This is a genomic window from Desulfoluna sp. HI9BLuna, assembly GCF_056829775.1.
The window spans coordinates 5,769,339-5,787,536 of record NZ_CP186555.1 but is presented as its reverse complement, the minus strand read 5'-3'; the positions used below and the strand labels follow the sequence as shown (position 1 = coordinate 5,787,536).

Annotated in this window: 17 protein-coding genes; 6 read left to right on the top strand and 11 right to left on the bottom strand. The window is 56.3% G+C overall.

Annotated features, from left to right (window positions below; all coding sequences use genetic code 11):
* Positions 1-125: 125 nt before the first annotated feature.
* On the top strand, positions 126-3,593 hold the full coding sequence (locus tag ACOYW0_RS23530; RefSeq protein ID WP_482416168.1) for a response regulator: 3,468 nt from the start codon (positions 126-128) through the stop codon (positions 3,591-3,593).
* 15 nt (positions 3,594-3,608) lie between these two features.
* Here ACOYW0_RS23530 and ACOYW0_RS23525 read toward each other — a convergent pair whose 3' ends face one another.
* The 3 genes from ACOYW0_RS23525 to ACOYW0_RS23515 all read right to left on the bottom strand — a co-directional run bounded on the left by ACOYW0_RS23525 (position 3,609) and on the right by ACOYW0_RS23515 (position 5,860).
* Positions 3,609-5,039, bottom strand: a complete 1,431-nt coding sequence (locus tag ACOYW0_RS23525) for an MATE family efflux transporter (RefSeq protein WP_482416167.1) — start codon at positions 5,037-5,039, stop codon at positions 3,609-3,611.
* 120 nt (positions 5,040-5,159) lie between these two features.
* Positions 5,160-5,351, bottom strand: a complete 192-nt coding sequence (locus ACOYW0_RS23520; protein ID WP_482416166.1) for a hypothetical protein — start codon at positions 5,349-5,351, stop codon at positions 5,160-5,162.
* Positions 5,352-5,449: 98 nt separating this feature from the next.
* On the bottom strand, positions 5,450-5,860 hold the full coding sequence (locus ACOYW0_RS23515) for a DUF2721 domain-containing protein (RefSeq protein WP_482416165.1): 411 nt from the start codon (positions 5,858-5,860) through the stop codon (positions 5,450-5,452).
* A gap of 505 nt (positions 5,861-6,365) precedes the next feature.
* Here ACOYW0_RS23515 and ACOYW0_RS23510 point away from each other — a divergent pair.
* The 4 genes from ACOYW0_RS23510 (at position 6,366) to ACOYW0_RS23495 (ending at position 9,691) form a co-directional block, all read left to right on the top strand.
* Entirely contained in the window at positions 6,366-6,566 is a 201-nt protein-coding gene (locus ACOYW0_RS23510) for a cold-shock protein (protein WP_180144650.1), read from the top strand.
* 297 nt (positions 6,567-6,863) lie between these two features.
* On the top strand, positions 6,864-7,616 hold the full coding sequence (locus ACOYW0_RS23505) for a (Fe-S)-binding protein (protein WP_482416164.1): 753 nt from the start codon (positions 6,864-6,866) through the stop codon (positions 7,614-7,616).
* Positions 7,609-9,039, top strand: coding sequence for a LutB/LldF family L-lactate oxidation iron-sulfur protein (locus ACOYW0_RS23500; protein ID WP_482416163.1), 1,431 nt, complete (start codon positions 7,609-7,611; stop codon positions 9,037-9,039). Before ACOYW0_RS23505 ends, ACOYW0_RS23500 begins: the two co-directional genes overlap by 8 nt.
* Positions 9,032-9,691 (top strand): LutC/YkgG family protein, encoded by a 660-nt coding sequence (locus ACOYW0_RS23495; RefSeq protein ID WP_482416162.1) that lies wholly within the window; start codon positions 9,032-9,034, stop codon positions 9,689-9,691. Before ACOYW0_RS23500 ends, ACOYW0_RS23495 begins: the two co-directional genes overlap by 8 nt.
* A gap of 157 nt (positions 9,692-9,848) precedes the next feature.
* Here ACOYW0_RS23495 and ACOYW0_RS23490 read toward each other — a convergent pair whose 3' ends face one another.
* The 3 genes from ACOYW0_RS23490 to ACOYW0_RS23480 all read right to left on the bottom strand — a co-directional run bounded on the left by ACOYW0_RS23490 (position 9,849) and on the right by ACOYW0_RS23480 (position 12,277).
* Positions 9,849-10,409, bottom strand: a complete 561-nt coding sequence (locus ACOYW0_RS23490; RefSeq protein WP_482416161.1) for an outer membrane beta-barrel protein — start codon at positions 10,407-10,409, stop codon at positions 9,849-9,851.
* Positions 10,410-10,797: 388 nt separating this feature from the next.
* On the bottom strand, positions 10,798-11,796 hold the full coding sequence (locus tag ACOYW0_RS23485; protein ID WP_482416160.1) for an ATP-binding protein: 999 nt from the start codon (positions 11,794-11,796) through the stop codon (positions 10,798-10,800).
* 118 nt (positions 11,797-11,914) lie between these two features.
* Positions 11,915-12,277 carry a hypothetical protein gene (locus ACOYW0_RS23480; RefSeq protein ID WP_482416159.1) on the bottom strand — a complete coding sequence of 121 codons (363 nt, stop codon included), beginning with the start codon at positions 12,275-12,277 and terminating at the stop codon, positions 11,915-11,917.
* A gap of 750 nt (positions 12,278-13,027) precedes the next feature.
* Between ACOYW0_RS23480 and ACOYW0_RS23475 the strand changes: the two genes are divergently transcribed.
* Positions 13,028-13,423 (top strand): QcrA and Rieske domain-containing protein, encoded by a 396-nt coding sequence (locus ACOYW0_RS23475; RefSeq protein ID WP_482416158.1) that lies wholly within the window; start codon positions 13,028-13,030, stop codon positions 13,421-13,423.
* Between the two features lie 108 nt (positions 13,424-13,531).
* Here the strand turns inward: ACOYW0_RS23475 and ACOYW0_RS23470 are convergent, their stop codons facing one another.
* From ACOYW0_RS23470 to ACOYW0_RS23450, 5 genes are all read right to left on the bottom strand, one after another.
* Positions 13,532-14,527 carry a YhdH/YhfP family quinone oxidoreductase gene (locus ACOYW0_RS23470; RefSeq protein WP_482416157.1) on the bottom strand — a complete coding sequence of 332 codons (996 nt, stop codon included), beginning with the start codon at positions 14,525-14,527 and terminating at the stop codon, positions 13,532-13,534.
* Between the two features lie 510 nt (positions 14,528-15,037).
* Complete coding sequence (locus tag ACOYW0_RS23465) at positions 15,038-15,619, bottom strand: TetR/AcrR family transcriptional regulator (protein WP_482416156.1); 582 nt, start codon at positions 15,617-15,619, stop codon at positions 15,038-15,040.
* A 237-nt stretch (positions 15,620-15,856) separates the two neighbouring features.
* Positions 15,857-16,138, bottom strand: coding sequence for a PilZ domain-containing protein (locus ACOYW0_RS23460; protein WP_482416155.1), 282 nt, complete (start codon positions 16,136-16,138; stop codon positions 15,857-15,859).
* A gap of 123 nt (positions 16,139-16,261) precedes the next feature.
* Positions 16,262-17,149 carry a methylenetetrahydrofolate reductase gene (locus ACOYW0_RS23455; RefSeq protein ID WP_482416154.1) on the bottom strand — a complete coding sequence of 296 codons (888 nt, stop codon included), beginning with the start codon at positions 17,147-17,149 and terminating at the stop codon, positions 16,262-16,264.
* 394 nt (positions 17,150-17,543) lie between these two features.
* A complete protein-coding gene (locus tag ACOYW0_RS23450; RefSeq protein ID WP_482416153.1) occupies positions 17,544-18,197 on the bottom strand; it encodes a methylenetetrahydrofolate reductase C-terminal domain-containing protein in 654 nt (217 codons plus the stop codon).
* Position 18,198: the final 1 nt, after the last annotated feature.

The following is an 18,198-nucleotide window of genomic DNA, read 5'->3' as shown; positions in this document are numbered from 1 at the left end:
TATTTAATAAATCCTATCCTTGCCGTCTGATATGGCGCCCTCGCGCCCAACGCATCGCCCAAATGCGCCCATGCCGGCTTCCATACACCGGCCGCTCCGTTACCCCAAGGACAGAATCAAAACCCATGACACCCTCTGCCCCAAAAACCGGCAAGTCCTTCACCCTCTTTTCCGGGCTGGGACGAACCCTCACAAGCGGATTCCTTCTCTTTGCCCTGGTTCCACTGACCCTGGTGAGCATTATCGGTTACGACAAAGCCCACCGAAGCCTCAAGGCTTCGACCCAGAAAACCCTTGAAATAGCAGCCGAAATGAAGACGCAGGAGATCAGCACCTATTTCAAGCACATGCTAGCTGAACTCTCCTTCGAAGCCGAAACCCTCGCCAACATCGCCCTGCTCGAGGAGATGATCTCGGCTTTTCGCCGTTCGGGAAAAGAGCTTACGGATTTCGTCACATCGGACACCTGGGGCGCCATCAGCGCCTCCCTTGGCGAAAACCTCCGCCATGTCAAAGACACCTTCGGCTACCACGACGTTTTTCTTATCAGCCAGGATGGAGACGTCCTCTATACGGTGGCCCAGGAGCCGGACCTCGGCACAAACCTGCTTACCGGCCCATACAAAGCCACCAAACTTGCGGCCTCCTTCAGAAAATGCGTTCAGACCCGAGAGATCGTCTTTTCCGATTACGAGCACTTCGAGCCCTCGGGAAACAAGGTGTGCGGCTTTTTTACCGCCCCGGTCCTGAACCTCGACGGCCAGCGGATCGGCTGCCTCACCTTTCAGTTCTTCATCGACCCCATCAATGCCATCATGCAAAGGGAAACGGGCCTGGGAGACCGGTCCGAGACCTTTCTGGTGGGCTCGGACCTCACCTTGCGGTCCAACTCTGTGCTGGACAGGGAAAAAAGCCTTATCAAGGAAAAGATCCTCACCGACCAGACCGCACCGCTTATGGAGCACCACGATCACGGGGCATCGATCTACACCAGCCATACCGGCAACCAGGTACTGGGCATCCATCGCAGTTTCCTGATCCAGGGAATCGATTTTGGCGTTATCGCAGAAATTGAGGAGACAGAGGCGTTCTCCGGCATTTACGAACTGCGACGGCTGACCCTTTTCCTCATCGGAACAACCGCCGTTTTCGTGATCCTTTTTGCGGTGATCACCGTCCGGCGTATTGCGGGCCCCGTAGCCCATCTCTCCTCGGCTGCCAAGCAGGTGGAGGGCGGGGACTACTCACGGACCATTCACATTTCGTCCAAAAACGAAATCGGGGAGTTGGCCGACGCCTTCAACACCATGATGGACTCCCTGAGAAAAAACAGAGAGACAAACCGCCTGACGGAATGGTTTCAAAAAGGCCAGGTATCCCTAAACACGGAAATACGAGGCATCCAGGGGCTTCCCGACCTTTGCCGGGGTATCATCACCTTTCTGGCCACCTACCTGAACATGGACATCGGCGCCATCTACATTGCCGACGATAACAACGATCTGACGCTCACCGGAAGCTATGCCTACGCACCGGCCACGGGAACCATCCGTGAATTCCAGTCCGGCCAGGGACTGGTGGGACAGGCCGCCCTTGAAAAAAGGCGAATCCTGCTGGACCGGATACCGGACAACGGCATGAGAATCCACACCGGCCTGGGCGACATATCGCCCCACGCCATGGCCATCACCCCCTTTGTGCACGACGAAAAAGTCATCGGGGTGACGGTCCTGGGAACCCTGGGACATTTTTCCGACAGCGTCCTTGAATTTCTCGACCTGGCATCAGACCACATCGCCGTGTCCGTTCACACCCTCCTGTCCCACATCACCGTTCAGAACCTCCTGGAGCAGACCCAGGAGCAGGCAAATGAACTCGCCGCCGGGCAGGACAAGCTGCGCCGGAGCAACGACGCCCTCCGGGCCCAGTCAGAAAAACTCAAGGAACAAAAGAAGAACATCAACACGAAGAACAAAGAACTTGAAGCCGTTCGCAAGGAGCTCGAACAGAAAGCAAAAGACCTGGAGGTCACCTCCAAATACAAATCGGAGTTCCTGGCCAACATGAGCCATGAGATCCGGACCCCCATGAACGGAGTCATCGGCATGACCGGTCTCCTGCTGGACACCCGGCTCACCGAGGAACAGCGCCGTTATGCCGAAACCGTCCGAACCAGCGGCGAGTCCCTCCTCTGCCTGATCAACGATATCCTCGACTTTTCCAAAATAGAGGCCGGCAAGCTGGAAATGGAGCAACTGGACTTTGATCTTAACTCCCTGCTGGGAGATTTCGGAGAGCTCATGGCCCTTAAGGCCCATGAAAAAGGCCTGGAATTCATCTGCGCAAGCTCACCTGAAACCCCCTCCTATCTCAGGGGGGATCCCGGGCGCGTGCGCCAGGTGCTCATCAACCTGACGGGCAACGCCATCAAGTTTACCCATGAAGGAGAAGTCGAAGTGCATGCGGACCTCGACTCCCAGACCGACAACACCGCCATGATCCGCTTTACAGTGCGCGATACCGGCATCGGCATCCCCGAAGAGAAGCAGGAGTCCCTCTTTGAGCAGTTCACCCAGGTGGACGCCTCCACCACGCGCAAATACGGAGGCACCGGCCTGGGCCTTGCCATCTCCAAACAGCTCACAGAAGCCATGGGCGGGGAAATCGGGGTCCACTCGGAGCCCGGCAAGGGAACGGAATTCTGGTTTACCACCCAGTTCATCAAACAGACGGACCAGAAGCCCCAACAGCTCCCCACCACCGACATCCAGGGCACAAAAATCCTTGTGGTGGACGACAACAGGACCAACCGGGACATCATTCGCATTCAGTTGACCACATGGGGCATGAAACCGGAGGAGGTGGAGGACGGTCGGACAGCATTGGAACGGCTGCAGGAGGCCGTTGACAAGGGGGCTCCCTACCAGCTGGCCATCCTTGACATGCAGATGCCCGAAATGGACGGCGAGATGCTCGGAAAGGCGATTCGATCGAACCCCCGGTTTTCCGAAACACGCCTGATGATGATGACCTCCCTGGGAGAACGGGGCGACAGACGGCGACTCGAAGAGATCGGCTTCTCCGCCTACCTGACCAAACCTGTCCGCCAGTCCGACCTGTTCGACAGCCTGGTCACGGTCCTGGCAGGCAACAAGGACAACACATGGAGGCCTGTGATGACCCGTCAGATCATCCCGGAGATGAAAACCGAAAGCGGTCGCATTCTCCTGGCGGAGGACAACGCCATCAACCAGAGAGTGGGCATGGGAATCCTGAAAAAGCTGGGTCTTCGGGCCGATGCCGTGGCCAACGGCAAAGAGGCGATCCAGGCCCTTTCATCCATTCCCTACGACCTGGTGCTCATGGACTGCCAGATGCCGGAGATGGATGGCTTTGATGCCACCAGAAAGATTCGCGAATCGGGCTCCACGGCCCTGAACCGCGCCATCCCCATCATCGCCCTGACAGCCAACACCATGGCCGGGGATCGTGAGAAGTGCCTCAATGCAGGCATGAACGACTTCATCTCAAAGCCGTTCTCCCCCAGAGACCTGGCCGAAATCCTCAGCAAATGGCTGCCGACGGAGTCGTGAAAGAAGAACGTTCCCTCAGGCCGCCAACCGCCCCTCCCCGGCGTCATCAGCCGCCCTGCCCGACGCAACGGCACGCCCGCTCACCAGCACCAGCCTCACCCCGAGAAACAACCCGGACACGGTCAGCCCCGCAATCAGGCTGAGCCAGAACCCGCGAGCCCCCATGGCCGGAACCAGAAAATCGGTCATGGACAGGGTGTAGCCCAGGGGCAGGGTAATGACCCAGTACGCCGTAAAGGTCAGGAAAAAGGTCACCTTGGCGTCTTTGTACCCCCGAAGCGCCCCCTGGGACGTGGTCATCACGGAGTCGGAGACCTGATAGAGGGCAGCCAGAAAGAGAAGATCCACGGCCACGGCCGTGACCTCGGGGTCCCGGGTGTACACCGCCACGATCTCCCGGGCAAACCCAAGGGTGAAGCTCAAGGTAAAAAGGGACACCACCATGGCCATCATGCACCCGGTAAAACAGGAGTACCTTGCCCCCTCAGGGTCCCGTGCCCCCACCGCGTGCCCGGCCCGGATGGTCAGGGCCATGCCGATGCTCAATGGAATGGAAAACACCAGCCCGGAAAAGTTCAGGGCGACCTGATGGCCGCCCACCACCACAGGGCCCAGCACCCCCAGAAACAGGGTAATGCAGGCAAAAATGCTGCACTCCATAAAGATGGTCCCGGCAATGGGAAGCCCCAACGCCAGCAGCTCGCCCATACCGGCCGGGGACGGCAGGCTGAACTCGGCAAAGGGCGCCCCCTCCCTGCAGGTCTCGCTGGACAAGGTGTAAAGGAGCATCAGCAGGAAAAAGAGCCAGAAGGTGAGCCCGCTGGCCCATCCGCACCCCGCCCCGCCCAGGGCAGGCAGCCCGAATTTCCCGTATATCAATATATCGTTGGCCACGTAGTTAAAGGGAACCGTCAGCAACGAGATGATCATCTGGGGCTTGGTCCTTCCGATGCCTTCGGCGTAGGACTTCAGGACAAAGTACCCGGCAATGGCCGGAAACCCGAAAGAGATCCCTTCAAGGTACCCCTTGATGATGGGAACCACCTCATCCGTGATCTTCATCAAGTCCAGCACAGGGTCCATGTGCCGAATCCCCACAAACAGCAGCATGGAAAATGCCAGGGCCAGCCACAACGCCTGGCGAACCACCCGGCCGGACTCTCCTTTCCGGCCTGCGCCGGTCAGCTGAGCCGTGATGGGGGTTACAGCCATCATCAACCCGTTCATGGCGATGATAAAAGGAAAGCACAGGCTGCCGCCCACCGCAGCCCCTGCAAGGGCGTTGCTGCTGTAATGCCCTGCCATCATGGTATCGATAAAACCCGCTGCCGCTACGGAAAGCTGGGAAAGGATAATGGGAAGGGCGAGCCTTGCAATGGAGAAGGCTTCCGCCTTCCGGCTTCTTGGGGCTCCATGGAAGTTTGAGGTACGTGCGGGGAGTGTCATAAACATCACAATCAAGAAAAATAAACGTTACAGCATGGACATGCAAAGGGACAAAAACAAAAACACCTTCCGAATCCGGAAGGTGCTTTTCATCTGATACCGACGGACAAGGCCGACGGGTTATTCGAAGGCAACGAGCGTGACAGCCAATTTCTCCTCAAGGCTTTTGATCTTCATGAGTTCGGCATCGCTGAGGGTGCTTGGCTCGGGGTTTGAGCAGGAGTATGCCACCAGGGTTTTGCCGAGATCCCTTTCCAGCGCCTTGATGGCGTCAAGTTTTTTGTCATCCAGTTTTGATGCGCTACAAAACATAACCCCTCCCTATGTGTAAATTGTTGGTGTATACCAAAGAATACATAACGGTTAAGCAGATGTAAACCGCCAAAATCCGTCACCTGCAGCCCTTACCTTTAATCTGCCTTCTTGTCTTTGGGATGGTGCATGGCCAGGTCTTCGAGCTCGATCTGTATGGCCCGTGTGCTGATGGCTATCTCATACAGAGACACCACAAGAGATAAAACAAGAAGCAACAGGCTGAGGCCGAAGCTCACCTCCGCCACCAGGTCCATCTTGACAAACAGGCAAAACATGGCCACGGCGCAGAGAATAAAGGCAAACACGCCAAGCCCCTGCATCCAGCGAATCAAGGCAATCCGTTTCTTTAGGTTGTTGATCTGCCGATACACCATCTCCCTCACCTGATCCCCTTCCCGGTCATGGAGCTGGCGGATCAACTGCGCAAGGACAAGGAACCTGTTGGTATAGGCGAGAAACAACAGGGAAATGGCGGGAAACAGCAAAGCTGGCGTGGTCAGGTTCATTGGCACTCCGTTGTATGAAGGGGCATGCCTGTGTCGACGAAACACAACGGCGTTAATACAGCATCCCGAAGGGCGATTCACCGGTTCTGCCCCAGAAGCCCTCTCCCGAAGCGGCCGGATCATCCGCTCTCCATACCCCTTTGCTCCAATGGAATCAAGGAGAATCCCCCCTGACGGACGCCACGGGGTGTGAGACCCTTGCCTGCCGGACGTTTCACCATCCAACACGTATTTGGTTTAATATCAAACGGGTTACCTTGGAAAGAACCATACCGGCGAAACGAACCAGGGCCACCACAGGCCGCGATATCCACCCTAATGGGCCCAATATTTTGAAAAATCATAAAAAAATCATTGACCTTTTCTTTGAGATCGATAAAAATGTCCGCCAGTGTCTCAAAAGGGACGAAGGGTTTCGTTATTTAGGAAGATCCATGTAATGCTTGGCGATACCTGAACATCGAACCAACTTTAAATCATCAAAGTTAAGTAAGGAAAAGTCACTATGGCTAATGGAATCGTAAAATGGTTTAATGACTCAAAAGGTTTTGGTTTCATTGAGCAGGAAGACGGACCCGATGTTTTCGTACATCACTCAGGTATCAACGGCACCGGCTTCAAATCCCTTGAAGAAGGTGCGCGAGTTACGTTTGACATCGAGCAGGGCCAGAAAGGTCCCGCCGCAGTTAACGTAACTGTCGTATAGATTTAGCTTATCCAGGGGCGCCCGGCTTTCGAGCCGAGGCGCCCTTTTTTTTTGCTCAATTTCCCCGTCCGCCCCGATGCATCACGTCATCCCATCCCGGTCGATTCCCTAGTTCACACGTCAGCCACGTACCCACCAGCTGGCAACGCCGCCCCACGGCACCTCATTGACACCCGCCCCTCAATTCGGCATAATAAGCCATTGATTTTTCTTTGATCCTGACCGCATCACCCCATCATCTCACCCTCACAGGATCCTTCCAACTTTCCCCATCCATCCCGGATACAGGACGATACCATGACCGAATTTCCACAAAACCCCTCCACGGTGTTTTACTTTGGAACCTGCCTGTCGGACATGATCTACCCAAAGGCCGGCCTGGCGGGCATCCGCCTTCTCCAACGAGAAGGGGTGGAAGTCATCTACCCCAAAAAACAATCCTGCTGCGGACAGCCTGCCTACAATTCAGGCTTTCCGGATGAGGCACGGGCCGTGGCCCTGGCCCAGGTAAAGGCCTTCTCCGGAAGCAACGCGCCCATTGTGGTTCCCTCGGGATCCTGCGCGGGCATGATGCACATCCACTACCCCCTTCTTTTTGAGAACGAACCCGAGTACTTCGAGGTCAAGCGCTTTTCCGAACGCATTTTTGAGCTCACCTCCTTTTTACGCCACAGCCTCAAGGTCACCTACACGGACAAGGGCCCTCCCGTGACCCTCACCTGGCACGGCTCCTGCCACGCCAGAAGTGAAATGGCCTGCACCGAAGACAGCAAAGCCCTCATCCGGCAACTGACCAACGTCACCCTGGTGGAGCTGACCAATGAGCACGAGTGCTGCGGATTCGGCGGGACGTTTTCCGTAAAACGACCGGAAATCTCTGCCGCCATGGTGAAGGACAAGGTCCGCGACATTCAGGACACAGGCGCCACCGCCTACCTTACCGGAGACTGCGGCTGCATGATGAACATCAGCGGCCACATGGGAACCGTCAAAAAACCTGTCTCCGGGTATCACATTGCAGAATTCATACTGGAGCGAATCCATGGATAAGACCAGAAAATCCACCTTTGCCCAGAAAGCGGCCGGTGCCCTTGCCGATACCCAGCTTCGGGACAACCTGCGATTTGCCACCCAGAGCCTGAGGCAAAAGCGCATGGCCGTTTTTGACGACCCTGAAGCCACCGAGGCCCTTCGGGATACGGGAAACCTCCTCAAGGCGGGGGCCCTCACCCGGCTGCCCGATCTCTTGGAACAACTGGAGGCCCGCTGCACGGAAAACGGCATGACCGTGCACTGGGCGGAGACCACGGACGAGGCCAACCGCATCGTCTTGTCCATCATGGAGAAGCACGGTGCCCGGAAGGTGGTGAAGGGCAAATCCATGGTCTCCGAAGAGATGCACTTCAACGCCTTTATGAAAGAGCACGGCAAAGAAGCCCTTGAGACCGACCTGGGGGAATTCATCATCCAGCTGAACAACGAGCCCCCCTCCCACATCATTGTGCCGGCCATCCACAAAAACAGGAAACAGATCGGAAAAATCTTTGCCGACAACATCCCCGGTACCACCTACACCGAAGACACGGACATCCTCCTGGCAACGGCCAGAAGGGTGCTTCGGGAGCACTACCGCACGGCGGATATAGGGCTTTCCGGGGTGAACTTTGCCGTGGCCGAAACAGGCACCCTCTGCCTGGTGGAAAACGAGGGCAACGGGCGCATGTGCACAACGGTGCCCCCCGTGCATGTGGCCCTCATGGGCCTTGAAAAGGTGGTGGAGAAACTGGAAAATGTGCCGCCCCTGTACCGCCTGCTCTGCGGGTCGGCCACCGGCCAGCGCATCACCACCTACTTCAACATGATCAAGGGCCCGCGACAAAAAGGGGAAAAAGACGGCCCCACAGAGGTGCACCTGGTGATCCTGGACAACGGTCGATCCCGGATGCTTGGGGATCCCCAGCTTCGCCGGACCCTGCAGTGCATCCGATGCGGTACCTGCCTCAACCACTGCCCTGTGTACACACGCATCGGTGGCCACGCCTACGACGCCACCTACCCCGGCCCCATCGGCTCCATCCTCATGCCGCAACTGGCCGGGCTCAAGGCCAAAGGGGAGCTGGCCTTTGCCTCCTCCCTCTGCAACGCCTGCAGCGATGTCTGCCCCGTAAAAATCCCCATCCCCGAGCTGCTGCGACGCATGCGAGATGAGAGCTACCTGAAAAAAGGCACCGGGGTGGTTCCGGGGCACGGCTCAAAACGCAATGCCCTTGAGTGGGCAATCTGGAAGGGGTGGCGGTATGCTCACACCATTCCCCTGCTCCACTGGGCCATGCTGAAAACCCTGGCCATTACCGGCCGCATTCTCCCGAAGGTTGGCCCCTTGAAAACCTGGTCCCGCGTCCGGACAAAACCCGTCTTTGCCAAAGAGAGCCTCAAAGAGCTGATTCGACAGGAGGGAATACGCCATGAGTAGATCGTCTGCCAGAGCCCGGATCCTCTCGCGCCTCTACAAAAACGCCGAAACAGCGGGCTACACCCCGGAGGCCCCGCCCTGGAGCCCCCCTACCCTGAGCCCGGCCAAACGCATCAACCGCTTTGTGGAGTTGATGGAGGCTGTGCGATCGGAAGTCTACCGCGTCAAGGGGGACGAGTGGGCTCCTGCCCTGCGAAAAATCCTTCGCACCCGGGAAATTGCCACCATGGCCTACGGCCAGGGGACGTGGTGCGGGGATATCCTTGAAAAAAGCTGGAAAGAGAAAGCCCACCCCACGGACCTCATCCCCTGGACCCAAGACGTGGAGGCATTTCGCGATGAGCTGTTCGATATCAACGCCGGGATCACCACCACCATGGGGGGCATCGCCGAAGCCGCTGCCCTGATCCTCTGGCCCACACCCCAGGAACCACGCCTTCTCTCCCTGGTGCCTCCGGTTCATATCGCACTGGTCAGGTCCAAGGAGATTTTCACATCCTTTCCAGAGGCCATCAAAAAACTGAACTGGTCCAAAAAAGCCCCCACCAACAGCCTGCTTATCTCCGGCCCCTCCAAGACAGCGGACATCGAGTTGATCCTCCAGTTCGGTGTGCACGGGCCCACGGACCTCATCGTCTTTGTCATTGATTAGCCCCTCAAAGGGCACGGTATTCCCCGGTTTATGCAAAAACAAAAAGCCGCAGCATCCACGGATGCTGCGGCCCATTTTTTACCCATAACCTCTTTTTAAAAAATCGCACGGTGACATGGCAACCCTGCTGCCATTCACCGCCCCTCCATGGGTTTTCTTAAAAGGTATACACAAGGCCGGTTGAGAGCATGGTGGCCCCGTCCATCCTGCCGCTGACGTCAAAATACTCCACTTCGGCCCGGATACCGAAGCTCCCCAGATTGATGGCCGCACCCAGCCCGCAGGCCACATCAAAGCCATCGTCACCACCGTTGACGAGGTCACTTCCGGAAAAATCTGCATCCCAGACAAAGCCGCCCAGCTTGCCGAATACATCCACGGGCCCCAACCCAAAAATCAGCATCCCGAAAAGATCAAAGCCGTCCAGCTCGACATCACCGTTCCTGCCGTTGGTATCGCCATCGGGGTTGCCGAAGTTCACATAGCCCCCTTCAACACCGAGAAGCCCCCACTTGAGCCCCCCAAAAATTTTATACCCCAGGTCACTCTCCTCGAACTCCCCCTTTGTGGCATCATCAAAATCAAAATCCGCCCCTACCTCGGCATACGCAAGACTGGCACCGATAAAGAATCCGTCGTCTCCGGCCGAAGCAACCTGAGGCAGGGCAAAGAGAGCAAGACAAACCACAAACACAACTGCACTGATTCGCTGTTTCATCGTTCGTTTCTCCTTTGAAATTTTCTGTTTACAATCTGATATGGTGACGCATGACGATGCACATCGGCCCTTCCCCTGGTTGAAAACCAAAGAACCACCTTGCCGCCCTTTCAGAGCCATGTGGCCCCACATATCGCACAACGATTCGACGTCGCGTTGCACGCTCTCTGTTTCACGTTCGTAATCGGTAAGGTAAGAATGATATGGAGAGAGGCGAGATCACCCCGTGTGGCGATGGCACGCCATGCGCCACAGGAAATCCCGGGAATTGACTCGAACAGAATATTACCACCATCAACCTGTCATTTAAAGCACTTATCTTATTTTCACAGATAATTCGCCACCACACCGACAGGATGAACGCGCTTCATGCTCTGGGAACCCGCATTTAACCGGGGATAAATGACGGCTCCTTGACCTCTTTCATGCAGACCGCCCCTTCCGGGCATCCCACAGCGCACTGCCCGCACCCCATGCATTTTTCCAGATCAACCATGGCATGATCCCCTTCCGGGAGATTGATGGCATTGAAGTAGCATCGGTCCACGCAGGTTCCGCAGGCCGTGCACAGCGCCCCATCCACCCGGGCCTGATACCTGCTGGGATCACACAGGGAGACATCTTCTGAAATCATCATGGAAAAGGACTGACAGCAGCAACCACAGCAATTGCAGATAAAATGACCTGCATCAGAGGTGTTCATTGCCACGTGGACCAGGCCTGCCTCGGCACACTCCCGGATGATCCGACGGGCTTCCTCTTTATCAATTTCCCGCCCGGATCCCCTCTCCAAGGCATACGCCGCACTCCGGCCAATCTGGAGGCAGACCTCAATGGGGGCATCACACTTCTGCATGGTCAGGCGACAGGTGCACTTGGTGACGGCAAGCTGTTTGGCGTTATCTACGATCCCCATCAGGTTTTCAGAGGTCAGTATGGTGTGTTCAACCGGAGAAAGGGCCTCATTGACGGGGATCACCCGGGTATACGGCTTGGGCAGAAACCCTGCGAGCTGAGGTGCAAGGACGGGCCACTCGGTTTCCATATAGGCTTGCCAGTACCCGAGGAACTCCTGCGTTGCTTCGGGCCAGACAATGCTTGCATCGTGGAACTGGGCAATGTGCATGGGAGCACGCCAGCTTACTGGCTGGCCGGGCTTCTTTTTCTTAAAGGCAAGCCCTTTGCGAAACATATCGTTCAGGTCGTTTTCAATCGCCTCTTCCGGGCGACCCGTTTTCATCGCAAGGTCAGCCACGGTGCCCGGAAGGGCCACCAGGAGATCGGCCTGGACGTCAGTAATCATGCTCTTTAAAATGTGTGGGATATATACGGAATCCGGGTGAAGCATGTTGGCGGCAAAGCGTTGATACGATGTTGTTTCGGTCATGTGCTATGCTCCTTTTTTGGTTTCTCCCCACCCACTTTCTGGGGGGTGCTCATCATACCAGCAAACAGCAACATATTGAACATCCGACAAAAAATTCTGAGAGATATCCGGGCCTTTGTCACGGTTTTTTGATGGGGGCGCCGAACAGAACCGTGGTTCCGAACTCAATAATAGTGCCGAAGATCGGATTGATACAAAGAATGGAGACAATGACAATCCACGAGAACCCGAGCATGGCATCGGCATAGGCGAAAATCGCTCCCACAACCGCCCCCATAAGGGCACCGTGTCGACTCCAGGTCAGTGTGGTGATGCTCGATATGCCAACGGCAAACCCGATCATGGCCCTGTTGAGAAGGATAAAGCCCAAATTCGATGCCCCCAAGGGAAGACCATAAAGGTATTTCCCCATGAGAAAGCAGGCAATCCCGCAAAGAACCCCCATAAAAACAGCAATCTTCAATCGTCTTGCATCAAACATGTCCTTCTCCTGATTTTTTAGCCCGGATATTTCATGAGAAAACAACTACTCCAAAAGAAACTTTCATAATTTCATACAGCTACAATAAAAATATCAGCTCTTTTTAAAATGTAAATCAGCGTTTGCTGTTTGATTTTCTCACCCTTCGGGCGAGCCGGGTTAGGTAAAGGTTCAACACTGAAGCCCGCAAGTCACGGTTTCCATCATCAAGGTTGGCATCGAGAGATGCCATGTGTTTCCCGAGCCTTTTAGCAGCCTCTGTGACCATCGACTCCTCACCGGAGAGACCCCTCGCCCGACCAAGAGATCGGGGTTGACGAATGAGCAAAGCAAGGTATGAGCCAAAAAGGGAAAAGCCAGCATTAAGGATCAGGAGAGGCCTCTCTCAAGTTTTGGGGAACGGGCAACCGGCGACATAACGTCAGAGGACAGGCCACCCCGACGAGATATCGCCCCAAAAACGCCCCTGGTTCTATCAGCCCATGCGGCATCCAAGCCCTGATTCCATGCCACGTCTGCACTCCAACATGATTTTCTTCTACAGAGATAAAAACCTTGCAAAGGGCCCACCGGAACCCTCAGCTCTTCCTTCTTTGTAACCACCTGTTATGGATTGACGTTAAGGTATCACAGGGGCTAAGCTGGTGCGTCAACATCCTATCAACAAAAAACGAGACCTTTACGGACGCAGGCAAACACCACCCTGTGACACATAAAACCCACCCACAACAAAGGATGGACACATTGGGCTTGATCAAGAAGATACTGGGCATTTGCGACACACGCTTACCGGCAGACCCCGAGGCATGGACACGGACCGGCTCCCTGCTGACCCTGGACCTGTCAAAGCTTCCCGAACTGCAGGAGCACGGAGGGGCCATTCGACTGGAGGGCAAGGGCCTTGACAAAAGGATCTTTGTAATCCGCGGAGAAGGGGATACCTACCACGCCATGGAGAACAAATGCACCCACATGGGGCGGCGGCTGGACCCCGGGAGCAAGCCGGGAACCGTGACGTGTTGCAGTGTTTCAGGCTCGACCTTCGATTGCTCCGGCACCCCGGTGGCAGGGGCCGCCAAACGCCCGGTTCATCATTTTGCCGTCGAAACCAGGGACCATGTCCTGGTGATTGACATGGCCTCATAAGCTGGGTCACTGTCCCCGCAGGGGTCTGCAAGAAGCCGGGAGGCAATCAGCACCTCCCGGCTTCTTATTGTACCGGGCATCCCTCCATCGGTTCGGTGACACCCCGACCTACCCCAGCCCAACAACGGTCCGCCCTTTGTGGCGACCGGCCAGCATGTCGGCTATCCTTGCGCTCAGCTGGTCCAACCGGATTTCACTGGCCACCTCGTCCATGGTGTCGAGCTTCCAGTCCGAGGCCAGTTTTTTCCAGATGTTTTGGCGGCGCACCATGGGGCAGTTCTGGGAATCGATACCCACCAGGGATACCCCGCGCAGGATAAAGGGATACACCGTAAGGTCCAGATTCGCCCCGGCAGCGTTGCCACAGCTTGTGACCACCCCGGTGGGTGCTGTGGCCTTAACGGCCGATGCCAGGATATCGCCCCCCACGGTGTCAATGCACCCGGCCCACCGTGCCTTCAGCATGGGGCGCCCCGAAGTATCCGCAGCCTCGGCCACGGAGAGCACTGTCTCTACCCCCAGGGACTTCAGATACGGGGTTTCGTCCGTTTTGCCCGTAACCCCGGCGATGCGGTACCCCAGTTTGTTCAAGATTGCCACGGCAACGCTGCCCACGCCCCCAGAGGCTCCGGTCACAAGCACCTCGCCCCTGTCCGGGGTCACCCCGCCTGCCACAAGGGAATCCACGGACATGGCCGCGGTGAAGCCTGCGGTGCCGTAGGCCATGCTCTCTTTCAGGGAGAGCCCCTCAGGCAGCGGCACCACCCATCCTGCAGGCACACGGATGTACTCACCAAAGCCCCCCGATGTATTCATCCCGAGGTCATAACTTGTCACGATCACCTTGTCCCCGGTCTTGAAACGCGCATCCGAACTCCGGTACACCTCCCCTGCCGCGTCAATGCCCGGGGTATGGGGATAAGCCTTTGTCACCCCCCGGTTCCCCGTGGCGGACAGCGCATCCTTGTAGTTTAACGAGGAGTAGTAGACCCGCACCACAACCTCCCCTTCGGGCAGATCGTCGATGCTCCTGGCCTCAATGGTGCCCTTGCATGACCCGTCTGCCATCTCCCGAACCACCAACGCATTGAATGTTCTCATCATGTTTTCTCCTTTCATGAGAGACCGACCGGTCTCCCCTTTTGATTAACAAAAAAAGTAGTAACTATTCAGCTTATGCCTCCGGCGGCCTTGCCAGGGGCCAAACACTTAAAAAATTTGACACTTCCACCAGTAGAAGCAGACAACTTATCAAAAATATGAACGGTTCATCATACTGAGCGAGACGCACTGAAACGGAGCGCCGCACTCCTGTGCGGCTTTTTGGTCCGTTGTTCCCCATGCCGCACCGGAGTGCGGCGCTCCAGGGGTCAAGGGGGACTCAATGGTAATGAAAACAAGCTAATGGAACGATGCAAAAGGCCAAAAAACCTGATATTGGCGCCTTAAGGCGCAGAAACAGACCGCTTTGAGCGGTTATTATACAAACCTCCCGTTCGACGGAGAGGTGATGTCTTTGCCTGTTTGCATCAGGAACGTTTTTTGCGGAGCTTTTTTTCAAAAAAGCGACCCGCCGGAGGCAAGCCCAAAAATCCTTTGCCCACCGGAATAAACTCAAGGCCTGAGGCTTGTAAGATACCCCATCAGCGACTGGATGGTGGCCTCCAGATTGGCCTTGGACTTATCCGAAGTATACATCACACAGGCCCCCAAAAGCCCTGAGACCAGCATCTCCGTCACGGCACCGGTATCGACAGAGGCGTTCAGCCCTCCTTTGCCCTGGGCCTCATCCAGGAGCCCTTTCACCATGGCCTTTAGCCTTTCAAACCCCTTGTTCACTTCGGCCGCCAGGTCGGCCCGCTGATCATTGAGCTCCACGGCAAAGGTCACGAAGATGCACCCGCCCGGAAGATCGTCGGACGTCAAGTACCGATACTGGTAGTTGTCAAAGAGACGGACCACCTTGCCCACCGGGTCGTCCAGTTCATCCAGACCGTCCAGGTTCTTGTCCCGCCAGATGCTCCGGGCCTCACTCAGGGCCGCGTAAAAGAGCTGGTCCTTGCTTTTAAAATGGTTGTAGAGCCCCCCCTTGGATGCCCCGGCCGCTGCCATGACATCGGAGATGGAGGTGTTCATAAAGCCCTTTGTGGAAAACAAACGCAGGGATTCGGTAATAATCTTGTCTTTAAGTGCCATGCTGTTTCCTGTTCAACAATCCATAGGACAGACCGGTCGGTCTCTCGGCAATACTACGCATTCTCCGAGACCTTGTCAAAAACAAAAAAACCACAGCATCCCCCATGCTGTGGTTTTTGTATGTTCCGAGACAGGATGGGCGGCCCGGGCTCCCGGGCCCGACGCCACTCACCCTTCAGACAGAACAAGAACACCGCCTGTTTCCCTGCGAACGATCCCAAGGCCCCCCGATGTCGATCAAATCTCACACTTGAGGCCGATATCGTACTTTTCGTCGTCCCCGGATCCGATTTTGTGACACCATGCCACCGTGCATTTATTGGTGGAAGGAAAGTTCACCGTTTTGATGAACACCTCGGTTCCGGGCTCCATGGGCGTGTCGGACTCAAAGCACATGCCGTCTTCACTGAAGTTGCACATCATGGCATCATGGTAGTGATCGGCAGACCCATCGGTAAATACAACCTGGGTATCAAACTCATTGCGTTCTTCGTGTCGTTTCTCCTTTGATTCGTTCATGGTCTCCCCCTTTCCCCAAACGAGGGTAAAGCAATCATGCCCTTTCAATGGGGCGGCACCCTATGTCCCCGCCCCCGGGCCCGGAAACGTCGCGGGCCGGAAAAGGGCCAGCCCTGCCAGTGATCATTGGATCTCTGCCGCAGCCATGATCTCCGGCACAAGCTCTTCCTTACCGATCGCCATGATGTGGACACCGTCACACACCTTTTCGTCACGGATCTGCCTGATCATGCGACCGGCAATCTCTATTCCCTTTTTAAGCGCCCCGCCCTTGGAGGCTGATGCCATTTCATCAACCAGCTCCGGCGGGACGTACACCCCTGCAATGTTGGCATTCATAAACCGGGCCATGGGAGCCGATGTCAGCAGGATGATCCCTGCCAGCACTTTCACCGGGAACTGCCTTGCGTAGCCCATAAACGAGGTAAACTTCTCCATGTCGAACACCGCCTGGGTCTGGATGAATTCCGCCCCCGCCTCAATTTTCTTCTCAAACTTTATCAACTGGGGCTCAAGGGGATTCGCCTCAGGCGTCACAATGGCACCGGCGCAAAAGGAGATGCCGCCTTCCAGTTCGCTTCCCCCTAAGTCTTTCCCGTTTTCCAGCATCCTCACCGCCATGACAAGCTGGCTCGAATCAAGATCAAACACCCCCTTGGCTTCCTTGTGGTCGCCCAGCATCACCGAATCGCCGGTGAGGCAGAGGACGTTGTTGATGCCCCTGCTGTGCGCGAACAACAGATCGGCCTGGAGCGCAAGGCGGTTGCGGTCCCGGCACGTCATCTGCAGGATCGGCTCCCCTCCCATCTCCTTGACGAGCAGGGCCGCGCCCAGGGACGGAAAGCGCATCACCGAACTCTGGTGATCGGTGAGGTTCATGGCATCCACCTTATCCTTCAAGAGCTCCACATGGTGAGCCATCGCCTCCAGGTTTGTCCCCTTGGGAGGTGCCACCTCGCAGGTAACGACAAATTTTCCCGAATCGAGTGCTTGCTTAAATAAGGATGCCATATCGCGTCTTTCCCCATTGAAATGTTACGGGTTCGCAAATGTTCCATGGGCTCGTTTCTCGCCCATTGCACATTCGCTTACGGGCTTCGCCCGTGGCAGACTGTAAAAAGTTGGTCAGCCGTAACGACTCAGTTCAATAAAGCCTGCCGGAGGCAGTCCGGTTAAAGCTGATAATCAATGAGTTACGATAACGAATCATAGCCATTCAAGGCTTATCGCATCGCTCGTACAAACCACCAGCATATGCTTCAGGCGAAGGCCGTTACGATTTGGCCCGAGGAACGAGGGACAAATCGCAACGGCAATCAGCTTTCGAGGTGGCTCACCTCGCCGCCGGAGGCATGCTTTTTTCCAGATAGAAGGCTTTTTTTGTTTTTTCTCTGAGCCCTCAACCTTACTCAAAAGGCAGCCTGGATTTGCCGGGGGACGGCTCTCCGAGGCAATTCCTGGGTTGTTGCAGCTTTCGCATCAGATCGAGCTTTCCGAGCTCTTTCAGCCGGTTGTAGATGAGGGTCCAGGCGCAGGCCTTTTCCTTGTCGATCTCGCATTTCCCGTTATCGGTCCCGCCGCAGGGACCATTTACCAGCCCCTTGTGGCAGGCCGTCACCGGGCAGATCCCCCCAGTCTCGCCGATGATGCAGGTCCCGCACTGGGTGCAGATTTCGTTGTATTCGCCGGGGGCCGTCTCTTTCCCCACAAAGAGGGTATCCAGCGCCGGGACCACCATGGCCTTGAGCTGCCTTGCGATGGTCTGGACCCCGAAGGCACAGGACATGATAAGGAGGGCATCGGCCTGGGAGATGCTGTTGCCGTGGTCGGCAAGAATCTCCCCTGTCAGGTGATCACAGGCCACGGGCACCACCGTATGGCCGGTGATCAGTTTGCCTGCGCCGGACAACCGCTCTTTCATGGCACGGACCTCGGGCTCGCCGCCGGTGCGGGTAAGGGTCGTGCAGGTGCCGCAGCCGATGATAAAGACCCTGGCACACCCGTCCAGAAGCCGGTCAATCTCCTCTTCCGTTTTTTGTCGTGTAATGGCCCGGATCATA

Coding starts and splice junctions, on each gene's coding strand:
- ACOYW0_RS23530 (WP_482416168.1), top strand. CDS start 126: ATGACACCCTCTGCCCCAAAAACCGGCAAGTCCTTCACCCTCTTTTCC.
- ACOYW0_RS23525 (WP_482416167.1), bottom strand. CDS start 5,039: ATGACACTCCCCGCACGTACCTCAAACTTCCATGGAGCCCCAAGAAGC.
- ACOYW0_RS23520 (WP_482416166.1), bottom strand. CDS start 5,351: ATGTTTTGTAGCGCATCAAAACTGGATGACAAAAAACTTGACGCCATC.
- ACOYW0_RS23515 (WP_482416165.1), bottom strand. CDS start 5,860: ATGAACCTGACCACGCCAGCTTTGCTGTTTCCCGCCATTTCCCTGTTG.
- ACOYW0_RS23510 (WP_180144650.1), top strand. CDS start 6,366: ATGGCTAATGGAATCGTAAAATGGTTTAATGACTCAAAAGGTTTTGGT.
- ACOYW0_RS23505 (WP_482416164.1), top strand. CDS start 6,864: ATGACCGAATTTCCACAAAACCCCTCCACGGTGTTTTACTTTGGAACC.
- ACOYW0_RS23500 (WP_482416163.1), top strand. CDS start 7,609: ATGGATAAGACCAGAAAATCCACCTTTGCCCAGAAAGCGGCCGGTGCC.
- ACOYW0_RS23495 (WP_482416162.1), top strand. CDS start 9,032: ATGAGTAGATCGTCTGCCAGAGCCCGGATCCTCTCGCGCCTCTACAAA.
- ACOYW0_RS23490 (WP_482416161.1), bottom strand. CDS start 10,409: ATGAAACAGCGAATCAGTGCAGTTGTGTTTGTGGTTTGTCTTGCTCTC.
- ACOYW0_RS23485 (WP_482416160.1), bottom strand. CDS start 11,796: ATGACCGAAACAACATCGTATCAACGCTTTGCCGCCAACATGCTTCAC.
- ACOYW0_RS23480 (WP_482416159.1), bottom strand. CDS start 12,277: ATGTTTGATGCAAGACGATTGAAGATTGCTGTTTTTATGGGGGTTCTT.
- ACOYW0_RS23470 (WP_482416157.1), bottom strand. CDS start 14,527: ATGATGAGAACATTCAATGCGTTGGTGGTTCGGGAGATGGCAGACGGG.
- ACOYW0_RS23465 (WP_482416156.1), bottom strand. CDS start 15,619: ATGGCACTTAAAGACAAGATTATTACCGAATCCCTGCGTTTGTTTTCC.
- ACOYW0_RS23460 (WP_482416155.1), bottom strand. CDS start 16,138: ATGAACGAATCAAAGGAGAAACGACACGAAGAACGCAATGAGTTTGAT.
- ACOYW0_RS23455 (WP_482416154.1), bottom strand. CDS start 17,149: ATGGCATCCTTATTTAAGCAAGCACTCGATTCGGGAAAATTTGTCGTT.
- ACOYW0_RS23450 (WP_482416153.1), bottom strand. CDS start 18,197: ATGATCCGGGCCATTACACGACAAAAAACGGAAGAGGAGATTGACCGG.